Origin of the sequence: Paraburkholderia sp. CI3 (assembly GCF_050436505.1) — a bacterium.
Lineage (GTDB): Bacteria > Pseudomonadota > Gammaproteobacteria > Burkholderiales > Burkholderiaceae > Paraburkholderia > Paraburkholderia tuberum.
In genome coordinates, this window is the sequence record NZ_JBNDMI010000004.1 from 3,467,282 (window position 1) to 3,492,515 (window position 25,234).

The window sequence follows — 25,234 nt, forward strand, 5'->3', positions numbered from 1 at the left end:
TGGCCTCCATGCGCGTGCCCGCGGCCTGCCTTCTGCGGGCGCTTCATGGCGCTGTGGCGGGCTTCAGATCAGCTTGCCGGGAAACTGGCTATCGGGATCCTGCATGGCGAGACGTTGCCGATCCATGAAATCGCGCAGCGTGTCGATACCGCGCAGCTGCAGAATCGTGTTGCGCACGGCGGCTTCGACCAGCACCGCGAGGTTGCGGCCGGCGGCCACCTGGATCGTCACCTTGCTGATCGGTAGGCCGAGCACGTCGACGGTCTGGCTTTCCAGCGGCAGCCGCTGGAATTCGCCGTCGGGGCGGCGCACCAGTTGCACGATCAGCTTCAGTTTCATTTTGCGGCGCACCGCCGTTTCACCGAAGATCGTCTTGATGTCGAGCAGACCGAGGCCGCGAACTTCGAGCAGGTTCTGCAGCAGCGGCGGACAGCGTCCTTCGACGAAGTCCGGGCCGAGGCGCACGAAGTCGACAGCGTCGTCGGCGACGAGACCGTGGCCTCGGCTAATCAGTTCGAGGCCGAGCTCGCTCTTGCCGAGGCCCGAGTCGCCGGTCAGCAACACGCCCATGCCGAGGATGTCGAGAAACACGCCGTGCAGCGTCGCGCGCGGCGCGAGAATGCGCGACATGTAAAGACGCAGACTATCGATCACCGCGGCCGCCGAGGTCGGCGTCGTGAACAGCGGCGTCGACGAGCGCGTGCAGCGCAGCACCAGCTCCGGCGGCGCCGCGACTCCGCCCGCGACGACGAGAAACGGCGGCTCCAGCGCGATCAACTCGGCCATGTGGCGCGAGCGGTCTTCGTCGGTCTGACGTTTGTAGTAGTCGATTTCAGCGTCGCCGAGCACCTGGATCCGGTTGGGGTGGATCAGGTTCAGGTGGCCGACGAGGTCGGCGCTCGACGTGGCATTGGCGACCGATTCCGAAGAAAAGCCGCGCTCCCAGCCTTCATGCCCCGTGAGCCAGCTGAGCTTCAGCATGGCGGCGTTGTCGTCGAAAATGCTTTGGGCGTTGATGCTGGACGTATCCATGAGTCAGTGACTCCAGTGTGAGCCGCTTGCCGGGTCTTTGCTGCGTGTGCGGGCGCGTATGAACTACCGCCGCCGTTGCATCAAGGTTGCCACTGAGTAAGCAGGCGATGCAACGATTCGCGTTCTTCTTCAGTGTGCAGCCGCTCGCGGGCGTCGCGATCGGACAGCAATTGCGCGATCTCGGAGAGAATTTCGAGGTGCTGTTGAGTGGCCTGTTCGGGGACGAGCAGGAAGATCAGCAGCGAGACCGGCTGGCCGTCCGGCGCTTCGAAGGGGATCGGTTCGGCGAGTCTGACGAATGCGGCGAGCGGCTGCTTGAGGCCCTTGATCCGCCCATGCGGGATCGCGACGCCTTCGCCGAGCCCGGTCGAGCCGAGTCGTTCTCGCGCAAAAAGATTGTCTGTGACGGTACTGCGGGCGATGCCGTTCTGGTTCTCGAAGATCAGGCCCGCTTGCTCGAACACGCGTTTCTTGCTGGTGACCGATAGTCCGATGACGACGTTCTCGAGGGGAAGAAATTTGGCTAAACGATTCATTTTGACAGGCGAAAACGTGGCCTGAGTTCTCCCCACCGGGGCGGTTGAGTGACGTTCCATTCGTTCGATGCTGGCGAAGACGGACGGTCAGAGTCGATCGCAAAAGCGTTAGATTTCGATCGGCCGTAGTTCATCAGAGCTGGCTTGACCCCGATGGTAACTGGAACATTATAGAACAGGGTGACGGCCGATGGTGCGGCGCGCCATCTATGCATATCAGGTTTTTCAGCGCTTGCGCCGCGGCGCGTGTCGCGCTGCGCAAACCTCTGCGGGAATGGTTGGGGTCGGCCTCGGCGAGACGCACCGCCGGTGAGCGGGAACCGGGGGCGCTGAAACGAAAAACCGCCCGGTCGCGGGCGGCTCGACGAGTTCAAGGGAATTGAGGAATTTCCTCTAATTTCTCCTATTGCGGCGGCACGTCCAGTTGCGGCGCCGGCTGATACTTGATCGCTTCGTGCTGATGGCCTTGCAGACGATCCTTGTGGCGTATCACCTGCCTGTCGAGCTTGTCGATCATCAGATCGATTGCAGCGTACAAATCGCTGTCACAACTCTCGACGAAGATATCCTTACCCTTCAGATGGAGGTTGATTTCCACCTTTTGACGCTTGTCCTTTTCCTTATGGTTGTCGACCGAGAGGACCACACTGCCGTCGATGACCTGATCGAAATGTCTTAGCACCCTGTCCAGTTTGGTGATCACGTATTCGCGCAACGCAGGCGTTACTTCGAGGTGGTGTCCACTGATCTTGAGATTCATAGTGCTTCTCCAAGCTAATGGCCGCTTGGTCCGCACAATGACAAAGGTCCGGTCGATCTGACGGCTTGCCTGTGTCGCCCCCCGGTGACGGACATCTGGCAGGTCGCAGCGGCCGGCCTGTCCGCCAGGTGCGGAGCGGCCGGTAAATGCCCGCTGCAAAACGCGGCGGGCTACAGAGACTTGCGCAGGTTGACTGCCGGGATTTTGAGCGCCTCACGGTATTTCGCAACGGTACGCCGTGCGACCACGAAGCCCTGTTCCGCCAGCAGTTCGGCTATGCGACTGTCTGAAAGTGGCGATTTCGGGTTTTCCGCTCCTATCAGTTGTTTGATCAGCGCGCGAATGGCCGTGGAGGAGGCCGCGCCGCCGGTGTCCGTCGAAACGTGTGAGCCGAAAAAGTACTTGAATTCCAGCGTCCCGAATGGGGTCAGCATGTATTTGCCGGTTGTCACACGCGAGACAGTCGACTCGTGTAGGCCCAGCGTATCAGCTATTTCCCGCAAAACCAAGGGGCGCATGGCAATTTCGCCGTGCACAAAAAAGCTCTTTTGACGCTCGACAATTGCCTGCGCAACCCGCAGGATCGTCTCGAAACGCTGCTGGATATTTTTGATCAGCCAGCGTGCTTCCTGCAGTTGCTGGCGCAACGAACCACTGCCCGGATCGCCGCGGTTATTGCGCAGAATATTCGCGTATAGATGGTTAATCCGCAGCTTCGGCACTACCTCGGGATTCAGCTCCGCCAGCCAGCCCTGTGCCGTTTTGCGCACCATGATGTCGGGCACCACGTAGTCCGCTTCGGCCTTGCCGTAGGCCGCGCCCGGAAATGGTTCGAGCGAGCGGATCAGCACATGCGCGTCGCGCAGATCGTCGTCGCTGGCCTTAAGGTGCTTGCGCAGCCGCGTGAAATCGCGCGCGGCGAGCAGTTCCAGGTAATGGCTGACAATGTCTAGCGCAAGCGTGCGCGTGGGCGATGGCTCGAGCCGCAGCAACTGCAGCTTCAGACATTCGGACGCGGAGCGCGCGCCGACACCCGATGGGTCGAAGCTATGCAGCAGCGCAAGCGCGGCGTTCAGTTCGTCGACGTCGACTTCGAGTTCTTCGGGCAGGTCGGCCAGCACTTCTTCGAGCGTGGCGGCGAGATAGCCGTCGTCGTCTAGCGATTCGATCAGGAACGTGATGAGCGCGCGGTCGCGCTGGCTCGCCTGGGTGACGCGCAGTTGCGCCATCAGGTGGTCGCGCAGCGACGTGCTCGATTCGTGGATTTGGAGCGGGGGCAGGTCGTCGTCGTCCGACGCGTTGCCGGAGCGGCCGTAGTCGTCCAGGTTCCACTGCGAGGTATCACCGCCGCCGTCGCCCGAAAGGCCATTGTATTCGTCGACACCCTGCGGCTCGCCGCTTTCGGCTCGCTCGCCGTTGCCCTCGGACGATGCCGAACCGTTGCCGGCCATCGGATCGGCCGGCGCCGAGGAGCCCGGTGTCTGGGCGATCACGGTACCGTCGGCTGCCACCCGCAACGGGCTCGCGATCCACTCGTCTTCGTTTTCAAGGAGAGGATTCTGCGAGATCGCCATGGCGACTTCTTGCTGCAGTTCGAGCGTCGACAACTGAAGCAGCCGGATGGACTGTTGCAGTTGCGGCGTGAGCGCAAGATGCTGCGATAGGCGGAGTTGGAGGCTGGCTTTCATGGCAAGTTGAGATTCATTGTAGAGAGTTTGCCACGACCGCGATACCTTGCGGCACTCGCAATTTTTGGGTACGCCCAATTTGGCGCGCCGCACGGCGCCACCCTGCGCCGCCTGACAACGAATGTGCGGTGCCGCAAAAAATGGCGCCGCGGCCGGCCGCGCGCGCTCGCGTGGCCGGGGACGCCGTGTGTGCTTACATGCGGAAGTGCTCGCCCAGATAGACGCGCCGCACGCTTTCGTTTTCGATGATGTCGCTAGGCGCGCCGGCGGCCAGCACGCTGCCGTCGCTGATGATGTACGCGTGATCGCAGATACCTAGCGTTTCGCGCACGTTGTGGTCGGTGATCAGGACGCCAATATTGCGCTGCTTCAAGAACTTGACGATTTTCTGGATTTCCAGCACCGCGATCGGGTCGACGCCGGCGAACGGTTCGTCGAGCAGAATGAAGCTCGGATTGGTTGCCAGCGCGCGCGCAATTTCAACCCGACGACGCTCGCCGCCCGACAGCGACAGCGCCGGATTTTCACGCAGATGCGCGATCTGAAGCTCGTCGAGCAGCGCTTCGGTGCGTGACGTGATCACGTCTTTGCCGAGGCGCTTGCCGTTTTCGTCGTGCTGCAATTCCAGCACCGCGCGAATATTCTGCTCGACGCTCAACTTACGGAACACCGACGCTTCCTGCGGCAGATATGACAGGCCGAGCGATGCGCGTTTGTGAATGGGCAGCAGGCTGATCGACTTACCGTCCAGATCGATTTCGCCGGCGTCGAGCGGCACGAGGCCGACGATCATGTAGAACGACGTGGTCTTGCCGGCGCCGTTCGGGCCGAGCAGGCCGACCACTTCGCCGCTCTTCACGTCGAGCGACACGTCCTTGACGACCGTGCGCGAGCCATAGCGCTTCTTCAGATTGCGCACGACCAGCGAACTGCTGGTGCCGGCCGGCTTCCGATGGGGGAGGGGCGCGATGGTGCTGCTCATGGTGCTCACTGGTTCGGCGCTCCCTGGATCGAGTTGGACGGCGTGAGCGTGGCCGACGCGCCGGTCAGCGGCGCGGCGCCGGCGTTGCGCGGCGACAGCATCGCGCGCACGCGGCCGGTCGGGTTGCCCGGACCTGCGACGTCCTTGCCTGCCTTCGCGGTGTAGAAGTCGTTCTGGCCGTCGTAGGTGATCACGCTGCCGTGCACCTGGTCGAGCAGCGTCGTCATGCCCTGCAGGCGGCGCACCGTCGCGTTGGTGGTCAGCGTGGTCAGATCCTGCTTGCCGTCGTAGTCGATACGGATGGCCGTACCCTCGATGTATTCGTCGAGCCCTTCGCGCTTCTGGCGGAAATACGACAGATTGCCGCCGCTCGAGGTGCCGGTCGCGAATTGGTAGCCCTGCGGGTCTTGCGACACTTCGACGCGATCGGCCTTGATCAGGATCGTCCCTTTGGTGGCCACCACGTGGCCGGTGAAGATGCTGACCTGCCGCAGGTCGTCGTAAGTCATGTTGTCCGCTTCGATGTTAAGCGGCTTGTCTTTGTCGGCGCGGTCCGCGTGCGCAAGCGGCGCGAAGCCGACGAGCGGCAGCGCGACGACGAGCGCAGCAAGTGCGGCGCGGCACGCGGACAGCGCGCGCGAACGGCCGGTATCAAAACGGGGGTGCGATTCGTTCATGCAGTCACGCCTGGAATGGATTACCCGGTATGCGTTGGCTTAGTGGCCGGAATCGGACGCGGCGATTGCGCCTCTTACATTGCCGAACAGTTGCATAAACCGGGTGACATTGTTGTATTTCATGCCGCTGGCAGTCATCACGGACATGCCGCGCTGAAGTTTAACTGGCTTTTCAGTCTCGATCACATCGTCGTTGACGAGGACCCTGAAATGCTCGGAATCGGCCTGCATCTGCGGATCGCCGCCGCCGGGCGCGCGCAGGATGCGCGCGTTCTGGTACAGATTGACGATCGACGCATCCGCGTTGACCGTGCCCGTGTCGCCGGTCGCGGTGACGATCGGCTTGCCGGGCTGGAACGCACGCATCGCCGGCTTGACGAGGTCGCTCATTTCGTCGTCCTCGTAATGGACCAGCGACTGCGCGGTCAGCCGGTACTGCGTCGCGCCTGACTGGTCGAGCTCGGACACCGAAAAGTTGTCGGCGAAGTAGTCCGGCGTGTGTTCCTTCGGGCGCACCTCGTCGTCGGTCTTGCGCGGCAACGTGGCTTGCAGCAGCCACCACGTGATGCCGGCGAGCGCCGCCATCGCGATGAGCGGGATCAGCGAAGTCAGGCGAAACTGGTTCATCCCACGAGGCCCCGTTGCTCGCCGCTGCACGCCGCCGCGAGCAGCGCTTCATATTTGTGCTGGGCACGCAGCAGCGTGTCGCACACTTCGCGCGCCGCGCCGTAACCGCCGCGCGCCTCGCTGACCCAGTGGGCGCGCGCGATCACTTCGGGATGCGAATTGGCCGGCGCGGCCGCGAAGCCGACGCGCAGCATCACCGCGAGATCGACCCAGTCGTCGCCCATGTAGCCGCAGTCCTCGGCGGTGAGGCCGGTTTGCCGCAGCAGGTCGGCGAACGCCTGTGGCTTGTCCTGCACGCCCTGGTAGACATGCGCGATGTTCATTTCTTTCGCCCGCGCGGCCACGATGCCGGACTTGCGCCCGGTGATGAGCGCCGTTTCGATGCCGGCCTGGCGCAGCAGCTTCATGCCGTGGCCGTCCATCGAGTTGAAGCCTTTCATCGTGTCGCCTTCCGCCGTGAACAGCAGGCCGCCGTCGGTCAGTACGCCGTCGACGTCGAAAATCATCAGCTTCACGCGGCTTGCGCGTTCGGTAGCGGTAGGGGGAGCAGCGGCCATCAGATCACCTTCTTCGAAAACAGGTCGTGCATGTTGAGCGCGCCGATCAGCTTGCCCGTTTCGTCGACGACCAGCATCTGATTGATACGATAACGCTCCATCAGTTCCACGGCTTCGACCGCGAGATGATCCGGCCCGATCGTGCGCGGGCCCGCGGTCATCACCGAGGCGATCGGCAGCTGGCGGAAATCGCCGTCGCGTTCGAGCACGCGGCGCAGGTCGCCATCGGTGAAGATGCCCGTCACACGGCCCTCGCGGTCGACGACCGAGGTCATGCCCATGCGCTTCGCGGTCAGTTGGAAGAGGGCATCGCTAACGGTTGCCTCGGGGGTGACCTGCGGCAACTGGTCGCCGGTGCGCATGACGTCGCGCACGTAGGTGAGCAGGCGTCGGCCGAGCGCGCCGCCCGGATGCGAGCGCGCGAAGTCGTCGCGGCCGAAGCCGCGCGCGTCGAGCACCGCGACCGCGAGCGCATCGCCGAGGGCGAGCGCGGCGGTGGTGCTGGCGGTGGGCGCGAGATTCATCGGACAGGCTTCCTTCGCGACGCCGGAATTCAGATGCACATCCGCGAGTTGCGCGAGGCTTGAGCCAGGACGGCCCGTCATCGCGATCAGCTTCGCGCCGATCCGCTTGATGAGCGGCAGGATCGCCATCAGCTCCTCGGTTTCGCCCGAATTGGACAGCGCGAGAAATACGTCGTCGGCGGTGACCATGCCGAGGTCGCCGTGGCTTGCTTCCGCCGGATGCACGAAGAACGCGGGTGTGCCGGTGCTTGCCAGCGTGGCCGCAAGCTTGCGGGCCACGTGGCCGGATTTACCGATGCCGGAGACGACCACGCGTCCACGGCAACCCAGGATGAAATCGACCGCGCCGACGAAACTGCCGTCGAGCTGGTCGCGAAGCGCGCGCACGGCGTCCGCTTCGATGTCGAGTACGTCGCGAGCAAGCGTGAGTGCCCTGTCGCCATTGATTTTCGCTATCATTCGCGGAGTATAGCAAAGGCGCCTGTTCGCCGCGCCGGGCCTGCTGTGCCGAGCCGCTGTCTGCATCGGCCTGTCGACAATCCCTTTTTCAGCTGCTTTGCCGCCTGTTTGCAGCTTTTTTGCCGGCCCAATCAATCATCTCGCACGGCGTTCTCGTGCGCGGTTCCGCTGACGAACGAGGACGCTTCACCCATGCGTTTTTGCCGATGATTTCCCCGCTCGAAATGACGCTGTTTCTGCTGCTGGCATCGGTGGCGGGCGTGGTGATCTTTCGCTTCCTGAATCTGCCGCCGATGCTCGGCTACCTGACGGTCGGCATCGTCGTCGGGCCGCATGCGTTCGGGCTGATTCCCGATTCGGCGGGAGCGCAGAATCTCGCGGAATTCGGCGTCGTGTTCCTGATGTTCTCGATCGGGCTCGAGTTTTCGCTCGCCAAGCTGCGCACGATGCGCCGGCTCGTGTTCGGACTCGGCTTGCTGCAGGTGATCGGCACGGTCGCGGTGGCCGTGTCGCTCGGCTTCGTGCTCGAGCGTTGGGTGCATATCACGTGGCAGGCGAGCGTCGCGCTGGGCGGCGCGCTGGCGATGTCGTCGACGGCAATCGTCAGCAAGATGCTCGCGGAGCGGCTCGAAATCGAAACCGAGCACGGCCGTAATATCTTCGGCGTGCTGCTGTTTCAGGATCTCGCGGTGGTGCCGCTGTTGATCATCATTTCGGCGCTCGGCGGCCGCTCGGAGAATCTGGTCAGCGCGCTCGGCGTCGCGGCGATCAAGATCGTCGTGGCCCTCGCGCTGCTGCTGATCGTCGGGCAGCGCTTCATGACGCGCTGGTTCAACGTGGTCGCGCGGCGCCGCTCGCAGGAGCTGTTCGTCCTCAATCTGCTGCTGGTGACGCTCGGCGCCGCGTTCATCACCGACAAATTCGGGCTGTCGCTCGCGCTCGGCGCGTTCATCGCCGGCATGCTGATCGCCGAGACGCCGTATCGGCATCAGGTCGAAGAGGACATCAAGCCGTTTCGCGACGTGCTGCTCGGGCTCTTCTTCGTGACCACCGGCATGTTGCTCAATCCGCGCGTGATCTGGGAGCATCCGCTCGTCGTGCTGGCCTTTTTCCTCGGCCCGGTGCTGCTGAAATTGGTCATGATCACCGGCCTTGCGCGGCTCTTCGGCGCGACGCCGGGCGTCGCGATGCGTACCGGTATCGGTCTCGCACAGGCGGGCGAGTTCGGCTTCGTGCTGCTGAACCTGATTCTCGACCGACATCTCGTCGACGCGACGCTGTTGCAGGCGATTCTCGCCGCGATGCTGCTGTCGATGCTCGCCGCGCCGTTCATGATCCAGAACGCGGACCGTGTCGTGCTGCGGCTGTCGTCGACCGAATGGATGATGCAGTCGTTGCAGATGACGCGCATCGCCACGCAAAGCCTGAAGCAGAGCGGCCACGTAATCATCTGCGGCTACGGCCGCGCCGGGCAGAACCTCGCACGCATGCTCGAGCATGAAGGGCTCTCGTATGTCGCGCTCGATCTCGATCCCGACCGTGTCGCGGCGGCCGCGGCAGCCGGCGAATCGGTCGTGTTCGGCGACGCGGGGCGGCGCGAGTCGCTGCTGGCCGCCGGCCTGCATCGCGCGGCCGCGATCGCGATCACCTACGCGAACACGCCGTCGGCACTGCGCGTGCTGCACAACATTCACGAGATGGAGCCGACCCTGCCGGTCATCGTGCGCACCGTCGACGATGCCGATCTGGAGAAACTGCTCGCCGCCGGCGCGACGGAGGTGATTCCGGAGATCGTCGAGGGCAGCCTGATGCTCGCGTCGCATACGCTCGTCGTGATGGGTGTGCCGATGCGGCGCGTGGTGCGGCGCGTCGAGGAGATGCGCGACGAACGCTATTCGCTGTTGCGCGGCTATTTCCACGGCGCCGACGACATCGACGACGACGACGGCCACGAGCAGGTGCGGCTACAATCGGTGCCGGTCGACGAGAGTGCCGACGCGGTGGGCCGTACGCTCGCCGAGGTGGGCCTGTACGAACTCGGTGTCGAAGTGACCGCGATCCGCCGGCACGGCATCCGCGGCGTCGAACCGGACCCGTCGACGAAACTGCGCGCGAGCGACATCGTGGTGCTGCGCGGTCTGCCCGAACAACTGGCGCAAGCCGAGGAGCGGCTGTCGAAGCATCGCCGCGCCGCTGCGGCCTGAACCCGTGAGCCCGGCCCGTTCTGGCGGGCGACCCTGATTCAAGCCTTTCACCGGACCTGTCGAGGTCCATCCGGAGACATCATGTCCAAGGCGCTCGCGAGCGCGCCGCTCGATGCGGCCGACTACATCAGAAGTCACATTCGCACGGTGCCCGACTGGCCGCAGCCGGGCGTGCAGTTCCGCGACATCACGCCGCTGCTGCGCGAGCCGAAGTCGCTGCGTGTGCTGATCGACCTGTTCGTGCAGCGCTATATCGACGCGAAGCTCGACTACATTGCCGGGCTCGATGCGCGCGGCTTCATCATCGGGCCGATCGTCGCCCATGAGTTGAGCGTTGGCTTCATCCCGATTCGCAAGGCGGGCAAGCTGCCGTACAAGCGGATCTCGCAATCGTATGAACTGGAGTACGGTACCGCGACCGTCGAGATTCACGAGGATGCGTGCGAGCCGGGCGACCGCGTCGTGATCATCGACGATCTGATCGCGACCGGCGGCACGATGATGGCCGGCAAACTGCTGCTCGAGCGGCTCGGCGCGGTCGTCGTGGAAGGCGCGGCGATCGTCGATCTGCCGGAGCTGGGCGGCTCGAAGCTGCTGGGCGAGGGCGGTCTTGCGCTCTATACCGTGACGAGTTTCGACGGTCATTGAACCGGGAGGTAGTCACGGCGCGTGCCGTGACGCGCGGTAGCGTTTCCCGCCGTACCAGCGGCTAAAGTCGCATGAGCCGCACAAGCCCCGTTGGCCGGGCAAAACCAACCGGGCTCAACGATATGGCTCACCCATCAGGGTTCACCAGTCGCCCAACCAGAAGGCACCACGATGCCCAACTTCCTGCTGTTTCTTGCCACCTCGATTGCGATCACCGTGGCGCCCGGCCCGGACAATCTGCAGGTGCTCGCGCGCGGCATCTCGCAGGGCCGCGCGGCCGGCCTGGTCGCCGCGCTCGGCTTTGCCGCCGGCATCGCGTTTCATACGACACTCGCGGCGCTCGGCGTCGCCGCGCTGCTGCGCTCGTCGCCGCTCGCGTTCGAGGCGATCAAGCTCGCCGGCGCCGCGTATCTGGTGTGGATCGGCATCAAGGCGCTGCGCAGCCAGGGCCTCGCGACCGCGCACGAGCGTGCGCCGCAGCCGCTTTCGACGGTGTTTCGCCAGAGCGTGCTCGGCAATCTGATGAATCCGAAGGTCACGCTGTTCTTCGTCGTGTTTCTGCCGCAGTTCGTGCAGCCGGACGGCGCGCAGAGCGTCACCGTGCAGATGCTGGAGCTCGGCGCGCTGTTCATGCTGCAGACCGTCGTGGTGTTTTCGCTATTCGGCGTGTGCGCGGGGATCATCGGCGGCTGGCTCAGACGGCGGCCGCGCGTGGGCCTGTGGCTCGATCGCGTGGCCGGCGCGACGTTCATCGCGATCGGGATTCGCGTCGCCTTGCGCGACTGACAGTCGTCACGCAATCCGCCCGCTTCTGCTTTGCCCCGGTTCGCCACCACGGCGGACAGTTTGGAGTTTTCCGATGACTTTGCCTTGCATCACCGCCGCGCGCCGCTTCGACGCGAACGCGCATCGGCCGTTTCTGATCGGCGCCGAACAGGTCGGGTGGATTCGCGAGCGCGACCTGCCGCTGCTCGCGCGCTGGCCCGACGTGTTCGAGATGGCGAACGACGGCGTGACGCTCTCCGCCACGTTCGATACCGTCGATCTCCGCAGCGCGGCGCTCGCTTCCGTGATCGGCGCGCTCGCCGCCGATGGTCGCATCCCCGGCTGGCGCAACGAAACCTACGCGATCCGCAATGCGTTCGACGCGCCGCCGCTCGCGTATATCGAGCGCGCGGCGTCGCGCTTCTTCGGCACGATGACCTACGCGGTGCATCTGAACGGCGTCGTAGAATATGCGGATGGCGGGGCGCCCTTTGGCGGAGCGCCCTTTGGCGGGGCGCCCTTTGGCGGAGCGCCGCGTGGCGCACCGCAATTGTGGATCGCGCGCCGCAGCGATACCAAGGCGACCGACCCCGGCATGCTCGACAACGTCGTCGCAGGCGGGATCGGCTGGGGCTTCGGCATCGCCGAGACGATCGTCAAGGAATGCTGGGAAGAAGCGGGCATTCCGGCGCAGATCGCGGCGAGCGCGGTCGCGGGCCGCACCGCGCACGTGCTGCAATCGCTGCCGGAAGGCACGCAGGCCGAGCAGATTTTCATCTACGATCTCGCGCTGCCCGCCGACTTCGCGCCGCGCAACCAGGACGGCGAAGTGGGCGAACACCGGCTCGCGCGCATCGACGAAGTCGCGCGCTGGATCGAGGAAGGCGCGCTGACCGTCGATGCCAGCCTCGCGACGCTCGATTGCCTGCTGCGCCGCCGCTGGATCGACGAGGACGCGTGCGAGGGCATCGACGCGCTGTTCGCGCCGCCGGCGCTGGGCTAGCTTGGGCCCTTGCAGCCAGTACCCACTGAAACAAACCACGCATTGAAGAAGGGAGTCACCGAGGTCATGTCGACCGATCACAGCTTTATCCTCAAACTGTCGTGCGCCGACCGGCCCGGCATCGTTCACGCCGTGTCGGGCTTTCTGTTCGAGCGGGGCAGCAATATTCTCGACTCCGCGCAGTTCGGCGACAGCCGCACCGGCGAGTTCTTCATGCGCGTGCATTTTCAGCAGGTGGGCGGCGATCCGGGGCTTGACGCGCTGCGCGCGTCGTTCGTGACACTCGCCGAGCAGTTCGGCATGAGCTGGGAATTGCACGACGCGAACGTGAAGCCGCGCGTCGTGATCATGGTGTCGAAGATCGGCCACTGCCTGAACGATCTACTGTTCCGCTACCGCACCGGTCAGTTGAACATCGACATCCCGGCGATCATCTCGAACCACAAGGAGTTCTACCAGCTCGCCGCGAGCTACGACATCCCGTTCCACCATTTCCCGCTGCTCGGCGGCACGCCCGAAGCGAAAACCGCGCAGGAAGCGCGCGTGCTCGAAGTGATCAACGAGCATCAGGCCGACCTCGTGGTGCTCGCGCGCTACATGCAGATCCTGTCGCCGAACCTGTGCGAGGCGCTCGCCGGCCGCGCGATCAACATCCACCACTCGTTCCTGCCGAGCTTCAAGGGCGCGAAGCCGTATTACCAGGCGTTCGACCGCGGCGTGAAGCTGATCGGCGCAACCGCCCACTATGTGACGACCGATCTCGACGAAGGTCCGATCATCGAGCAGGAAGTCGAGCGCGTGGACCACAGCATGACGCCGGAACAACTGACGGCGATCGGCCGCGACGTCGAGTGCGTCACGCTCGCGCGCGCGGTGAAGTGGCACGTGGAGCATCGCGTCGTGCTGAACGGCAGCAAGACGGTGGTGTTCCGCTAGGAGTCGCGCCAGTAACACTGCGCCGGTCGAGGTCGGCGCGGTCCTTTACCTGCTCGTGTTACGAACGCGCTGCCGCGCCGCCCGTGCTTCTCGCGAGATTCGCGTTTTGCGCGGAACGACGGCGCGCGTTCAGCTTCTTCAGCCAGATCAGCAGGCCCGTGACGCTCAGCACGGCCACCGCCACCCCCACCGCGCTGATCAGAATCCGCCCCCCGAGACCGAGGATGCGCCCCGAGTGCAGCGGAAACTGCACCTGCAGGAAGATGTCGCCGGCCGTGCCTTGGCCGGGAATCCGCGCGGCGAGCCGCTTGCCGGTGGCGGCGTCCCAATACATCCACGGGTTGCCGAGGCCGGCGTCGCCGTGGTCGTTGCCGGGCGTGTAGAAGCCGACGCCATACGCAAGCATGAATTCGGCGTAGTAGAGGCCGCCCGGCGGCGCGGCGACATGCATTTCCTTGCCGGCCTGCCCGGCGAGTTCGACGATGCGCTCGCGGCTCAGCACCTGATCGCCGGGTTGCGGCGCGCGCAGGATTTCTGGGTCGCTGAACGGATCGAGTGTCAGCGTCGACAGTCGTGACACGATCGGCCGCACCACCTGGGACGACAGATTCATCGAAATCGACGTCAGCGCGACGATCGCCAGCAGGCCCCACATCCATACGCCGCCGGAGCGGTGCAGATCGAACGTCAACGCATAGCCGCCGCGTTTCAGGCGGAGCGTGAACGACTTGCGCCAGGCCTTCAGGCTCGGAAACGACAGGCACAGCGCAATCACGCAGTCAAAGAGCCATACGATGCCGACGATCCCCATCAGCCAAGTGCCAAAGTCGACACCGCCAGTAAACGGCAACTGCAGCGTGTAGTGCAGCTTGTAGATGAACGGAATCAGGTTGTGTGGCGCGAGCGACACGGCGCCCCACTCGCGGCGTCCCTGGATCTCGCCGGTGACGGGATCGACGGCGATCTGATTGAAAACGAGCGGATAGGGCTGCTTCGTCGCCGGATCGGTGCGCGGCAGCACCATCATCTGCAGCGTGTGGCCCGCTTCGACCGCGAGCGGCAGATAGGTCACCCGAAGACGCGGATCGGCGGCTTCGACGCGATTCGCCAGTTCGAGGCCGGACAGCGTCGGCCCGGCCGTGCGAGCCTGGTAAAACGACGGGTTCAGCGCGGCATCGAGCTCGTGGTCCCACGCGATGATTGCGCCCGTCAGGCCCGCGACGAACAGAAACAGTGCGGTCGCGACGCCGAACCAGCGGTGCAGGCGGACAAGCTGGCGTCTCATGCGCGAGCCGGCAACGCGCAACAGGGACCCAGGCGGAGACGTGGGTGGGAGATCAGGTGAAACGTCACGATGCGGACTGGGTGTAAATAGGAATTGTTCGCATCTTAGGGGTTGGCGCGGTCGGCTGCAAGTTTTCTGTCAGCAAGAGGCGACGGTGCAGGGTCGCGGGAAGCAAAAAAAGCGGCACCGAAGTGCCGCTTGCGCTTTCGTCGCCTGCGTGGACTGCCGCGTGTGCTGCAGAGCGCCAGTGAGTGCTGACTTTTGCTACTCGACCCAGCCCAACTCACACCAACCGCAAATAAATGAGCTCCCGCTTGATGTACGCATAAAAAATCGGCGCCGCGATGACCCCGGCGAGACCGAACGCCGCTTCCATCACCAGCATCGCGATTAGCAGCTCCCACGCGCGCGCCTCGATCTGCCCGCCGACGATCCGCGCGTTCAGGAAGTACTCGAGCTTGTGAATCAGGATCAGGAACACAAGTGACATGATCGCCGCCGGAAAACTCACCGACAGCGCGACTGCGACGATGATCGTGTTCGAGATCAGATTGCCGATCACCGGCAGCAGACCCACGATGAAGGTGACGAGCACGAGCGTCTTCGACAGCGGCAGCCGGTCATGGAAAACCGGCAGGATCACGAGCAGGAAGATCGCCGTGAATACCGCGTTGAGCGCGGAGATTTTCACCTGCGCGAACACGATGCGGCGAAACGCGTCGGCAAACCGCGTGACGCGCGTGACGAACGCGGTGGACAGCGGCAGTCGCTGGATATGCTTCTGCGCGCCGACCGCGATGATCGCGCCGATGATCATGCCGATCAGCACGTGCGTGAACGCGCGCGCCACGGTCGTGCCGCTTTGCTGCAGCATGTTCGCGTGCGTGTGCATCAGTTCGGCGGCCTTCGTTTTCATCTGCTCGGTGTCGACCGGCAGAGAGTTCGCGACGAATTGCGGAATTCTGCCGCGCGCCTGGTCGATCAGTTGCATGGCCTGATCGAGCAGAGCCTGCACGCTCGGCACGTCGTTCTCGAAATGCGAGATGATGCCGAGCGTGAGTCCCGTCAGCCCGCCGACGATCAGCGTCGACAGAATCACCACCGCGAGCCAGCGCGCCCGCTTGCTCGACATGTGACGCTCGATGCGCGGCGCGATCGTATGCACGAGCTGAAACACCAGCAGCCCGGCGAGCAGCGCGCCGAGCAGCTTCAGTTCGATCACCGCCCACATGCCGAACAGCATCACCACGTAGCTGCCGATCTCGACCGCCGACAGCTTCGGCAGACTCATGTCGCTGGTCAGCCTGACCGGGCGCGGGTGCAGGTCCTGCACCCGATCTTCTTCGCGCGCCTGAATACGCTTGGTCATGGCTTATCCCGTCTCCAACCTCGGTAGTGCAGCGTTACTTTGTGGTGGCGGCGCGCTTGAGCAGCGGCGCCAGATATTTGCCGGTAAAACTGGCCTTCGACTTCGCGACCTGCTCGGGCGTGCCCTGGGCGATGATCTGCCCGCCGCCGGCGCCGCCTTCGGGGCCGAGATCGATGACCCAGTCCGCAGTTTTGATTACATCGAGATTATGTTCGATGATCACGACGGTATTACCCTGGTCACGCAACCGGTGTATGACTTCCAGCAACTGCGCGATATCGTGAAAGTGCAGGCCGGTAGTCGGTTCGTCAAGGATGTATAGCGTGCGACCGGTATCACGCTTGCTCAGTTCCAGCGACAGTTTCACACGCTGCGCCTCGCCGCCCGACAGCGTGGTGGCCGACTGACCCAGGCGAATATAGCCGAGACCCACGTCCAGCAGGGTTTTCAGCTTGCGCGCGACGACCGGCACGGCCTTGAAGAACTCGTACGCGTGTTCGACCGTCATGTCGAGCACTTCACTGATGTTGCTGCCTTTGTACTGGATATCGAGCGTTTCGCGGTTGTAGCGCTTGCCGTGGCACACGTCGCACGGCACGTACACGTCGGGCAGGAAGTGCATTTCGACCTTCAGCACGCCGTCGCCCTGGCACGATTCGCAGCGCCCGCCCTTCACGTTGAACGAGAAGCGCCCCGGATCGTAGCCGCGCTCCTTGGCGGCCGGCACGCCCGCGAACAGCTCGCGGATCGGCGTGAAAAGGCCCGTGTAGGTGGCCGGATTCGAGCGCGGCGTGCGGCCGATCGGCGACTGGTCGACGTTGATCACCTTGTCGAAGTGCTCGAGGCCCTCGATCGACTCGTACGGCGCAGGCTCCGTGGCCGAGCCGTACAGATGATGCGCGACCGCGTGATACAGCGTGTCGTTGATCAGCGTCGACTTGCCCGAGCCGGACACGCCGGTCACGCAGGTCAAAAGACCCACCGGCAGATCGAGCGTCACGTTGTGCAGATTGTTGCCGTACGCTTCGACGATGCGCAGGCGCCGCTCGTCGGGATCCTTGCGCTCGTCGGGGTATTCGATCGTGCGCGCGCCGCACATGTATTGGCCCGTCAGCGACGCCGCGTTCTTCTGCACCTCTTTCGGCGTGCCCTCGGCGATCACCATGCCGCCGTGTTCGCCGGCGCCCGGGCCCATGTCGACCACGTAGTCGGCCATGCGGATCATGTCCTCGTCGTGCTCGACGACGATCACCGAGTTGCCGAGATCGCGCAGATGCTTGAGCGTCGAGATCAGCCGGTCGTTGTCGCGCTGATGCAGGCCGATCGACGGTTCGTCGAGCACGTACATCACGCCGGTCAGCCCCGAGCCGATCTGGGAAGCGAGGCGAATGCGCTGCGCTTCGCCGCCCGACAGCGTTTCGGCGCTGCGTTCGAGCGACAGGTAATCGAGCCCGACGTTGTTCAGGAACATCAGACGCGCGACGATTTCCTTGACGACCTTGTCGGCGATCTCGCGCTTCGAGCCTTCGAGACGCAGGGTCTGGAAGTAGCCGAGCGCATCGCGCAACGGCCAGCCGCTGATCTCGAAGATGCCGCGCGCGTCGCTGTCCGCGCCGATGCGCACGAAGCGCGCCTCGCGACGCAGCCGCGTGCCCGCGCACGCCGGGCATGGCTGGTTGTTCTGGTATTTGGCGAGTTCTTCGCGCACCGCGGACGAATCGGTTTCGCGGTAGCGCCGCTCCAGATTCGGGATGATCCCTTCGAACACGTGCTCGCGCACCGACGTGCGGCCGCGCTCGTTGATGTACGAGAACGGAATTTCCTGCTTGCCCGAACCGTACAGCAGGATCTTGCGGACTTTTTCCGGCAGGTCCTCGAGCGCGGTGTCGATGTCGAAGTCGTAGAACGCCGCGAGGCTCTGCAGCATCTGGAAGTAGAACTGGTTGCGCCGGTCCCAGCCCTTCACCGCGCCCGCCGCGAGCGACAGCGACGGATGCGCGACCACCCGCTTCGGATCGAAGAACGTAATCTGGCCGAGGCCGTCGCATTCGGGGCACGCGCCCATCGGGTTGTTGAACGAGAACAGGCGCGGCTCGAGTTCCTGCAGCGAATAGGAGCAGATCGGGCAGGCGAACTTCGAGCTGAACAGGTGCTCCTTGTCCGTATCCATTTCGAGCGCGATCGCGCGGCCGTCGGCGAGACGCAGCGCCGTTTCGAACGATTCGGCAAGGCGCTGCTTCATGTCGGGGCGCACGCGCAGACGATCGATCACGACGTCGATCGTGTGCTTGTCGTTTTTCTTCAGCTTCGGCAGAGAGTCGACTTCATAGATTTTCGCGGTGCCTTCGTTGGCGGTGCCGCCGCCCGAGCGCACGCGAAAGCGCACGAAGCCTTGCGCCTGCATGTCCTCGAACAGATCCGTGTGCTCGCCCTTGCGATCGCTGACGACGGGCGCGAGGATCATCACGCGCGTTTCCTCGGGCAGCGCGAGCGCCGCGTCGACCATCTGCGACACGCTTTGCGCTTCGAGCGGAATCTCGTGATCGGGGCAGTAGGGCGTGCCGACGCGCGCGAACAGCAGACGCAGATAGTCGTGGATTTCGGTGACGGTGCCGACCGTCGAGCGCGGATTGTGCGAGGTCGCCTTCTGTTCGATCGAAATGGCCGGCGACAACCCTTCGATCAGGTCGACGTCCGGTTTTTCCATCAGTTGCAGGAACTGCCGCGCATAGGCGGACAGACTTTCGACGTAGCGCCGCTGTCCTTCCGCATACAGCGTATCGAACGCCAGCGACGATTTGCCGGAGCCCGAAAGCCCCGTGATAACGACGAGCTTGTGACGCGGTAGGTCGAGATTGACGTTCTTCAGGTTGTGGGTGCGAGCCCCACGAATACGGATTTGTTCCACGGATTTATTCCATGAACTGCGGAAAGGGAAAGAGGCCAAACCTGCTACTATAACGACTTTTCCAGACCGCCGTTACGGTGTGCTGACAGCGGGAAAAAGGCGTAACTGGGGCCGTTTTCCGTGAGTACAAGATGCCGCGAGGGGCGAGCGGGGGCGATGGGGCACGGGCTTTGCGCGTCTCGTCGGCGCGGACCCGCCGATATGCCGGGGCTAGCCGCCTGCCTGTTCGTTCTGCTCCACTGTGCCGGCGGCCAAGGCTGTCCCCACGGGCTCGCCGCCCGGTTCATTCAAACAACGCTTCGATGTCCAATCCGTCCGCCATCTCCACACGCATGAGCGCGCCCGAATTGCGCGCGACCGTGTCGCTTGCCGCCATCTTCGCGCTGCGCATGCTGGGTCTCTTCATGATCATGCCGGTGTTCTCGATCTACGCGAAGACCATTCCCGGCGGCGAAAACGTGCTGCTCGTCGGCATCGCGCTCGGCGCGTACGGTGTCACGCAGTCGATGCTCTACATCTTCTATGGCTGGATCTCCGACAAGGTCGGCCGCAAGCCGGTGATCGCGACGGGCCTGCTGATCTTCGCGATCGGCAGCTTCGTCGCGGCGGCCGCGCACGACATGACGTGGATCATCGTCGGCCGGGTGATTCAGGGGATGGGCGCGGTGTCGTCGGCGGTGATCGCGTTCATCGCCGATCTGACCTCGGAGGAACATCGCACGAAGGCGATGGCGATGGTCGGCGGCAGCATCGGCGTGTCGTTCGCGGTCGCGATCGTCGGCGCGCCGATCGTGTTCCACTGGCTCGGCATGAGCGGGCTCTTCACGCTGGTCGGCGTGTTCTCGATTCTCGCGATCGGCGTCGTGATATGGGTCGTGCCCGATGCGCCGAAGCCGGTGCATGTGCGCGCGCCGTTCGCCGAAGTGCTGCACAACGTCGAGTTGCTGCGTTTGAATTTCGGCGTGCTCGTGCTGCACGCCACGCAAACCGCGCTGTTCCTCGTCGTGCCGCGCATTCTCGAAGCCGGCGGGCTGCCGGTCGCTTCACACTGGAAGGTGTATCTGCCGGTGATGGGGCTGTCGTTCGTGATGATGGTGCCGGCGATCATCGCCGCCGAGAAGCGCGGCAAGATGAAGATCGTGCTGTTGTCGGCGATCGCTCTTATCCTGATCGGCCAGTTGTTATTGGGCGTTGCTCCGCATACGATTCTGAGTGTGGCGGCGATCCTGTTCGTGTACTTTCTCGGCTTCAATATTCTCGAGGCCTCGCAGCCTTCGCTGGTGTCGAAGCTCGCGCCCGGTACCCGCAAGGGAGCCGCGGCCGGCGTGTACAACACCACGCAGTCGATCGGTCTTGCGCTGGGCGGAATGGTCGGCGGCTGGCTGCTGAAGGTGAACGGCCAGAGCGCGGTTTTCTTCGCCTGCTCCGGGCTGGTATTTTGCTGGCTTATAATCGCCGCAAAGATGAAACAGCCGCCGCGCAAGGCATAACACAGCGTACTCGGGGCACCTCCCGAATCATCCAGAACTCACCCGGCGGCGGGCAGAGGCGCTCTTCTGGTCTCGGGCCTGCCGGCCGTGAGACGCGAACCGCGTAGTGCCGCGCCGCCTGCAACAGGAATCAACAGGAGAAATTCATGGCATCCGTGAACAAGGTCATTCTGGTCGGCAACCTCGGCGCCGATCCGGAAGTCCGCTATCTTCCGAGCGGCGACGCAGTGGCGAACATCCGCCTTGCGACGACGGACCGCTACAAGGACAAGGCGTCGGGCGAGATGAAGGAAGCCACCGAGTGGCACCGCGTCGCGTTCTTCGGCCGCCTCGCGGAAATCGTGGCGGAATATCTGAAGAAGGGCTCGTCGGTGTACCTCGAAGGGCGCATCCGCACGCGCAAGTGGCAGGCGCAGGACGGCACCGATCGCTATTCGACCGAGATCGTCGCGGAGCAGATGCAGATGCTCGGCGGCCGCGGCGGCGCGTCGATGGGTGGCGGCGATGAAGGCGGTTATAGCCGTGGCGAGCCGTCGGAGCGTAGCGGCGGCGGTGGTGGTCGCGCGATGTCGTCCGGCGGTGGTTCGCGTGGCGGTAGCGGCGGTGGCGGTGCGAGCCGTCCGAGCGCGCCGGCTGGGGGCGGCTTCGACGAGATGGACGACGATATTCCGTTCTAACCGTTGCGGCTCGATGCCGAGCCGACCAGCGTCCCGCTGATCGACACAAAAACAGAGGCCCGCTTTCTGCCAGGAAAGCGGGCCTTTCCGCCTTCTGTTTGCCGGCTTTTTTACGTCATACGCGCGGACGGGGCATTCCGTCAGAAACTCACCGACTCAAATGCTCCAACGTATCCCGCAACGGCAGACTCGAAATCACGATCGGCCCGGTGAACGGCGTGTCGAGATCGACGATCACATAAACCGCCGAAGCAATCGACACCGCTCCCAGCGATATCGTCACCAGCGCCAACGCATTACGCGGCGCGATCAACCCGAAGCTCAGAAAGATCACGGCTAGCCAGAACGTCAGCGTCTTGAAGAACGGCTGCGAAATCGAGCTGTGCGCTTCCTCGATGATTTTCCAGCGCGCATCGATGACGCGCCGGTACTGCGTCAACGCGTCATCGAGTGCACGTTGCTGCAACGCATCCTGCGTGCGCAGCTGTCGCAATTGCCGCCCCACCGTGGTCAGCATGTCGCCCAGATGCACGTTTTCTAGTTGCTGCGGATTGCCCGGCGGCCCGAGATCGCGCGGATAGTCGCCGCTGGGCGCGGGCTCGCGCGGCCATGTCGAAGCGATCGCCGCCGCCGTGTACTGGCGCAACAGGCGCCGCGATTCGTCGGCCGCGCTGCCGAGCTCGCGCAGCGTCGAGTCGAATTCGATCAGTTCGGCCGCATAGCTGCGCATATCGTTCGACGCGGTGTCGAAGCTCGCTTTCGCCGATGCCGTCATCAAACCCAGCACCAGCGCGGCGAACGTGCTCCGGGCTGGAAGGGGCTTCGACAGAAGGGCTTCAGCAAACGGGCTTCGAGACTCTATTGATGTAACGCAAGCCGGGCGAGCGATCAACCATAAAGTTTTCGGCCGATACGCCGTTGTCCCGAATGTGCTGTTTGCTTAATTTTCAGATAAGTTGCGGACCGGGCCGAACGGCGTGGGCGCAGCCTGCGTGGCCATGCAGCTATCGTCAACGATACGGAATCATCGGCCGGGCAGCCCAAGGAGACCAGTCCGATGTTGAAAAAGCTGTCGATTCGCACCAGCCTTACCCTGATGATCGTGTTCTTCGGCATCGTGCTGCTGCTCGGCGCGGCCGCGGGATTGTTGTCGCTGCGCTCGTCGAACGCGTCGCTGCAACAGATGTACACGGTCGACACGCCCGCCGTCGCCGACCTCGAAGGCAGCGCCGGCCAACTGCTGCGCCTGCGGCTCGCGCTCGCGACCTACGCGTCGCTCGTCGCGCTGAACGATCAGGACGGCGCGAGCGCCGTGCTCAAGCGCTTCGATCAGTACCGCAAAGCCTCTGACGAGCGGCTTGCCCACTATTTGAGCCATGCGGGCACGGATGCCGATGAGCAGCGTCTGATCGCCGACATGCAGCAGAAGCGCGACGCGTTCCTGCACGACGGCGTCGACCCGACGCTCGCCGCGCTGAAGTCGAGCGACACCAACGCCTTCCAGCAATTGCAGGCGCATAAACTGCCGTCGCTGTACAGCGCGTACGAGAAGGCCATGCTCGCGCTCGAGCAGTTGCAGCTCGATCACGGCGCACAGCGCTACAAGGATGCGCAGGACCTGTTCTACGCGATCAGCACGGCGGTGGCGATCGGCATTGCGCTGTCGCTGGTCGGCGGCTTGCTCGCCCGCTTCGTGCTCGTGCGCGCGATCGTCACGCCGGTCGATGCGACGATCGCGCAGTTCCAGCGCATCGCCGACGGCGATCTGAGCGGCCGCATCGAGGTGCTCAGCGACAACGAGATGGGCCGTCTCGCGGCCGCGCTGCGCAAGATGCAGGAGTCGCTGATCGCGACCGTCAACGCGGTTCGTCAAGGTACCGATTCGATCGATACCGGCGTCAGCGAGATCGCGGCCGGCAACGCCGATCTGTCGCAACGCACCGAGGAGCAGGCCGCGGCGCTCGAGGAAACGGCCGCGAGCATCGAAGAGCTGACCACGACGGTCAAGCAGACGGCCGACAACGCGAAAGAGGCGAGCTCGCTCGCGCAGGGCGCCTCGACGCTGGCCGCGCGGGGCGGCGAGCTGACCGAGCAGGTGGTCGGCACGATGCACGGGATCGTCGACGATTCGCGGCGGATTGCCGATATCGTTGGTGTGATCGAGGGCATCGCGTTCCAGACCAACATCCTCGCGCTGAACGCCGCGGTCGAGGCGGCGCGAGCGGGCGAGCAGGGACGCGGCTTCGCGGTCGTCGCGAGCGAAGTGCGCTCGCTCGCGCAGCGCAGCGCGGCGGCGGCCAAGGAGATCAAGGGCTTGATCGACGCGTCGACCACCCGCGTGGAGCAGGGCTCGCAGCTCGTCGAGCGCTCGGGCACGACGATGAACGACATCGTCGGCGCGATCGCGCGCGTCAGTTCCATCATGAACGAGATCGCGGCGGCGGCGCTCGAACAGAGCACCGGCATCGATCAGGTCAATCGCGCGGTCGGTCAGATGGACGAGGTCACGCAGCAGAACGCGGCGCTCGTCGAGCAGGCGGCCGCGGCGGCGAGTTCGCTGGAAGATCAGGCGCGGCGCCTGTCGACGGCGGTGGCGGTGTTCCGGACCGGCAGCGAATCGCCCAGCCGTGCTCCAGCGCCCGGCGCGAAGCTGGCCGGTGTTGCCGGCGAGCGGAGACTGGACAGCGAGTTTGTCGCGGCGTAACGCGAGCCGTTGCGCTGCGTCAACCCGCGACCTCTCACCGTCCCACTATTGCATGGCCGCGTAATACCTCGCCACGGCATCGATTTCCTCGGGCGTCATCTGCCGCGCGACATTGCGCATCTGCTCGTTGATGTCGTTGCGCCGCGCGCCCGAAGCGAACGCCTGCAACTGCGCGGCCAGATAGGCCGCCGACTGTCCGCCGAGCCACGGCGCCGCGCCCTTGCGATCGAGTTGGCCATGACACGCCGCGCGCGGTGCGATATTGCGTTGCGGGTCGCCCTGCATCACGAGCCTGGTTGCGGTCGCATCGGGTCCTTCGCCGGCGCGGTGACCTGCACGGTGCCGAGTACGCCGTGGCACATCGAGCAGTGCTGCGTCGCGATCGTCGCGCCGCGGCTGATCGATCGCAATGCATCATGTAAATGTGATTAGCTGATGTCGATCGATAAATTTTGCTGTGAATTTCATTTGTGCGTCATGCGAAGAGCCGCACGAGCGCATCACGTGCATTGCTGACCAACTCGCTTTCGCCCGGACGCCGCGGCAGCAGATGAAACTCGATGGCGGGCAGCGGTGGCAAGCCGAAGTTCGCGGCACACGCCACCACGCCGCCGCCGAGCGACGACTCGTTCAGACAGGAAATCCCGAGCCCCGCCTTCAATGCGAGCTGCAGGCCCGCGACGCCCGACGCCGAATGCGACACCACGTACGGTACCTTGTGTTGGTCGAGCAGCTTGACGACGAAGCGCTGCAACTGACACGTCGACGGCAGCAGCACCAGTTGATACGGCGCGATGGGGCGGGTGGCGGCATCGGCGCAACTGGCCCATAGCAACCTTTCGCGCCGCACGACGATGCTCGCGGCACCGGCACCCGCGCCGCGCGCACGCAGCTGGCCTGTGACGAGCCGCGCCGACAAACCGATGTCGAACGACGCGTGATCGTCCGCGCCGCTGTCGATCACCGCGCTCGGCAACACCGTCACGTGCAGCTTCAGCCGCGGATGCTGTTCCGAAAACGTCTTGAGGATGCGCGCGATGTCGTGCGGCCGGTAGTAATCGGTGATCGCGATGCGCAGCTCGCCGTCGAGCGAGCGGCCTTGCAGGTCGTCGAAGGCCGCTTCGCTCATCGCGATGATGCGGCGCGCATGCTCGAGCAGGCGCTCGCCCGCGGACGTCGGACTCACACCCTGCCGGCTGCGCACGAGGAGCGGCTGGCCGGCGCGCTCCTCGAGCTTCTTCAACTGCTCGCTTACCGACGACTGCGACAGGAACACGCGCTGCGCGCCTGCCGACACCCCGCCCGATTCGGCGACGGCGACGAAGGTCCGCAACTGCGCAAGGTCGAAACCACGCTGGCTCATGATTCGGTTTTTCCGATGGTGGCGATCTAAATTTCCGGCT

Annotated in this window: 21 protein-coding genes and 2 pseudogenes; 8 read left to right on the forward strand and 15 right to left on the reverse strand. The window is 64.4% G+C overall.

Annotation, left to right across the window (positions count from 1 at the left end; all coding sequences use genetic code 11):
- Positions 1 to 63: 63 nt before the first annotated feature.
- The 9 genes from hprK to kdsD form a co-directional block, all read right to left on the reverse strand.
- Complete coding sequence (hprK, locus tag OKW29_RS37435) at positions 64 to 1,032, reverse strand: HPr(Ser) kinase/phosphatase (protein ID WP_008921706.1); 969 nt, start codon at positions 1,030 to 1,032, stop codon at positions 64 to 66.
- An 80-nt stretch (positions 1,033 to 1,112) separates the two neighbouring features.
- On the reverse strand, positions 1,113 to 1,628 hold the full coding sequence (locus OKW29_RS37440; RefSeq protein WP_184026940.1) for a PTS sugar transporter subunit IIA: 516 nt from the start codon (positions 1,626 to 1,628) through the stop codon (positions 1,113 to 1,115).
- A 343-nt stretch (positions 1,629 to 1,971) separates the two neighbouring features.
- Positions 1,972 to 2,328 (reverse strand): ribosome hibernation-promoting factor, HPF/YfiA family, encoded by a 357-nt coding sequence (hpf, locus tag OKW29_RS37445; protein ID WP_027199628.1) that lies wholly within the window; start codon positions 2,326 to 2,328, stop codon positions 1,972 to 1,974.
- 170 nt (positions 2,329 to 2,498) lie between these two features.
- The gene (locus tag OKW29_RS37450; protein WP_184027267.1) at positions 2,499 to 4,016 is read right to left on the reverse strand and encodes an RNA polymerase factor sigma-54; all 1,518 of its coding nucleotides are present in this window, start codon (positions 4,014 to 4,016) and stop codon (positions 2,499 to 2,501) included.
- Between the two features lie 193 nt (positions 4,017 to 4,209).
- On the reverse strand, positions 4,210 to 4,986 hold the full coding sequence (lptB, locus tag OKW29_RS37455) for an LPS export ABC transporter ATP-binding protein (RefSeq protein WP_090805577.1): 777 nt from the start codon (positions 4,984 to 4,986) through the stop codon (positions 4,210 to 4,212).
- Positions 4,987 to 5,003: 17 nt separating this feature from the next.
- Positions 5,004 to 5,675: a lipopolysaccharide transport periplasmic protein LptA gene (gene lptA / locus OKW29_RS37460; RefSeq protein WP_187619151.1), complete on the reverse strand. Its 672-nt coding sequence runs from the start codon at positions 5,673 to 5,675 to the stop codon at positions 5,004 to 5,006.
- A 39-nt stretch (positions 5,676 to 5,714) separates the two neighbouring features.
- Positions 5,715 to 6,302 (reverse strand): LPS export ABC transporter periplasmic protein LptC, encoded by a 588-nt coding sequence (gene lptC, locus OKW29_RS37465; protein WP_018419357.1) that lies wholly within the window; start codon positions 6,300 to 6,302, stop codon positions 5,715 to 5,717.
- Complete coding sequence (locus OKW29_RS37470) at positions 6,299 to 6,859, reverse strand: KdsC family phosphatase (protein ID WP_429294457.1); 561 nt, start codon at positions 6,857 to 6,859, stop codon at positions 6,299 to 6,301. Before OKW29_RS37470 ends, lptC begins: the two co-directional genes overlap by 4 nt.
- Positions 6,859 to 7,842, reverse strand: a complete 984-nt coding sequence (kdsD, locus tag OKW29_RS37475; protein WP_090802947.1) for an arabinose 5-phosphate isomerase KdsD — start codon at positions 7,840 to 7,842, stop codon at positions 6,859 to 6,861. Before kdsD ends, OKW29_RS37470 begins: the two co-directional genes overlap by 1 nt.
- A 206-nt stretch (positions 7,843 to 8,048) precedes the next feature.
- Between kdsD and OKW29_RS37480 the strand changes: the two genes are divergently transcribed.
- From OKW29_RS37480 to purU, 5 genes are all read left to right on the forward strand, one after another.
- Positions 8,049 to 10,046, forward strand: coding sequence for a cation:proton antiporter (locus OKW29_RS37480; RefSeq protein WP_090802948.1), 1,998 nt, complete (start codon positions 8,049 to 8,051; stop codon positions 10,044 to 10,046).
- 81 nt (positions 10,047 to 10,127) lie between these two features.
- The gene (locus OKW29_RS37485; RefSeq protein WP_184062472.1) at positions 10,128 to 10,694 is read left to right on the forward strand and encodes an adenine phosphoribosyltransferase; all 567 of its coding nucleotides are present in this window, start codon (positions 10,128 to 10,130) and stop codon (positions 10,692 to 10,694) included.
- 171 nt (positions 10,695 to 10,865) lie between these two features.
- The gene (locus OKW29_RS37490) at positions 10,866 to 11,480 is read left to right on the forward strand and encodes a LysE family translocator (protein WP_429294458.1); all 615 of its coding nucleotides are present in this window, start codon (positions 10,866 to 10,868) and stop codon (positions 11,478 to 11,480) included.
- 73 nt (positions 11,481 to 11,553) lie between these two features.
- Entirely contained in the window at positions 11,554 to 12,462 is a 909-nt protein-coding gene (locus OKW29_RS37495) for an NUDIX hydrolase (RefSeq protein ID WP_429294459.1), read from the forward strand.
- A gap of 66 nt (positions 12,463 to 12,528) precedes the next feature.
- Positions 12,529 to 13,398, forward strand: a complete 870-nt coding sequence (gene purU / locus OKW29_RS37500; RefSeq protein WP_184067058.1) for a formyltetrahydrofolate deformylase — start codon at positions 12,529 to 12,531, stop codon at positions 13,396 to 13,398.
- Between the two features lie 58 nt (positions 13,399 to 13,456).
- Here purU and OKW29_RS37505 read toward each other — a convergent pair whose 3' ends face one another.
- The 3 genes from OKW29_RS37505 to uvrA form a co-directional block, all read right to left on the reverse strand.
- A complete protein-coding gene (locus tag OKW29_RS37505; RefSeq protein WP_429294460.1) occupies positions 13,457 to 14,683 on the reverse strand; it encodes a PepSY-associated TM helix domain-containing protein in 1,227 nt (408 codons plus the stop codon).
- Between the two features lie 283 nt (positions 14,684 to 14,966).
- Positions 14,967 to 16,052 (reverse strand): AI-2E family transporter, encoded by a 1,086-nt coding sequence (locus OKW29_RS37510; protein WP_429294461.1) that lies wholly within the window; start codon positions 16,050 to 16,052, stop codon positions 14,967 to 14,969.
- Between the two features lie 34 nt (positions 16,053 to 16,086).
- Positions 16,087 to 18,960: an excinuclease ABC subunit UvrA gene (gene uvrA / locus OKW29_RS37515; RefSeq protein ID WP_429294462.1), complete on the reverse strand. Its 2,874-nt coding sequence runs from the start codon at positions 18,958 to 18,960 to the stop codon at positions 16,087 to 16,089.
- A gap of 302 nt (positions 18,961 to 19,262) precedes the next feature.
- Between uvrA and OKW29_RS37520 the strand changes: the two genes are divergently transcribed.
- Together OKW29_RS37520 and OKW29_RS37525 are read left to right on the forward strand one after the other, a co-directional pair.
- A complete protein-coding gene (locus OKW29_RS37520) occupies positions 19,263 to 20,450 on the forward strand; it encodes an MFS transporter (protein WP_184027022.1) in 1,188 nt (395 codons plus the stop codon).
- 146 nt (positions 20,451 to 20,596) lie between these two features.
- Positions 20,597 to 21,127, forward strand: a complete 531-nt coding sequence (locus OKW29_RS37525) for a single-stranded DNA-binding protein (protein ID WP_090802962.1) — start codon at positions 20,597 to 20,599, stop codon at positions 21,125 to 21,127.
- A gap of 148 nt (positions 21,128 to 21,275) precedes the next feature.
- Here OKW29_RS37525 and OKW29_RS37530 read toward each other — a convergent pair.
- A pseudogene (locus OKW29_RS37530) lies at positions 21,276 to 21,929 on the reverse strand (hypothetical protein); the annotation flags it as partial.
- Between the two features lie 255 nt (positions 21,930 to 22,184).
- On the opposite strand from OKW29_RS37530, the gene OKW29_RS37535 reads away from it, so the two are divergent.
- Positions 22,185 to 23,831, forward strand: a complete 1,647-nt coding sequence (locus OKW29_RS37535) for a methyl-accepting chemotaxis protein (RefSeq protein WP_429294463.1) — start codon at positions 22,185 to 22,187, stop codon at positions 23,829 to 23,831.
- 45 nt (positions 23,832 to 23,876) lie between these two features.
- On the opposite strand, the pseudogene OKW29_RS37540 reads toward OKW29_RS37535, so the two are convergent.
- Both OKW29_RS37540 and OKW29_RS37545 read right to left on the reverse strand, forming a co-directional pair.
- Positions 23,877 to 24,235, reverse strand: a pseudogene (locus OKW29_RS37540) (c-type cytochrome); the annotation flags it as partial.
- Positions 24,236 to 24,306: 71 nt separating this feature from the next.
- Positions 24,307 to 25,194 (reverse strand): LysR family transcriptional regulator, encoded by an 888-nt coding sequence (locus OKW29_RS37545; protein ID WP_187619162.1) that lies wholly within the window; start codon positions 25,192 to 25,194, stop codon positions 24,307 to 24,309.
- Positions 25,195 to 25,234 lie beyond the last annotated feature (40 nt).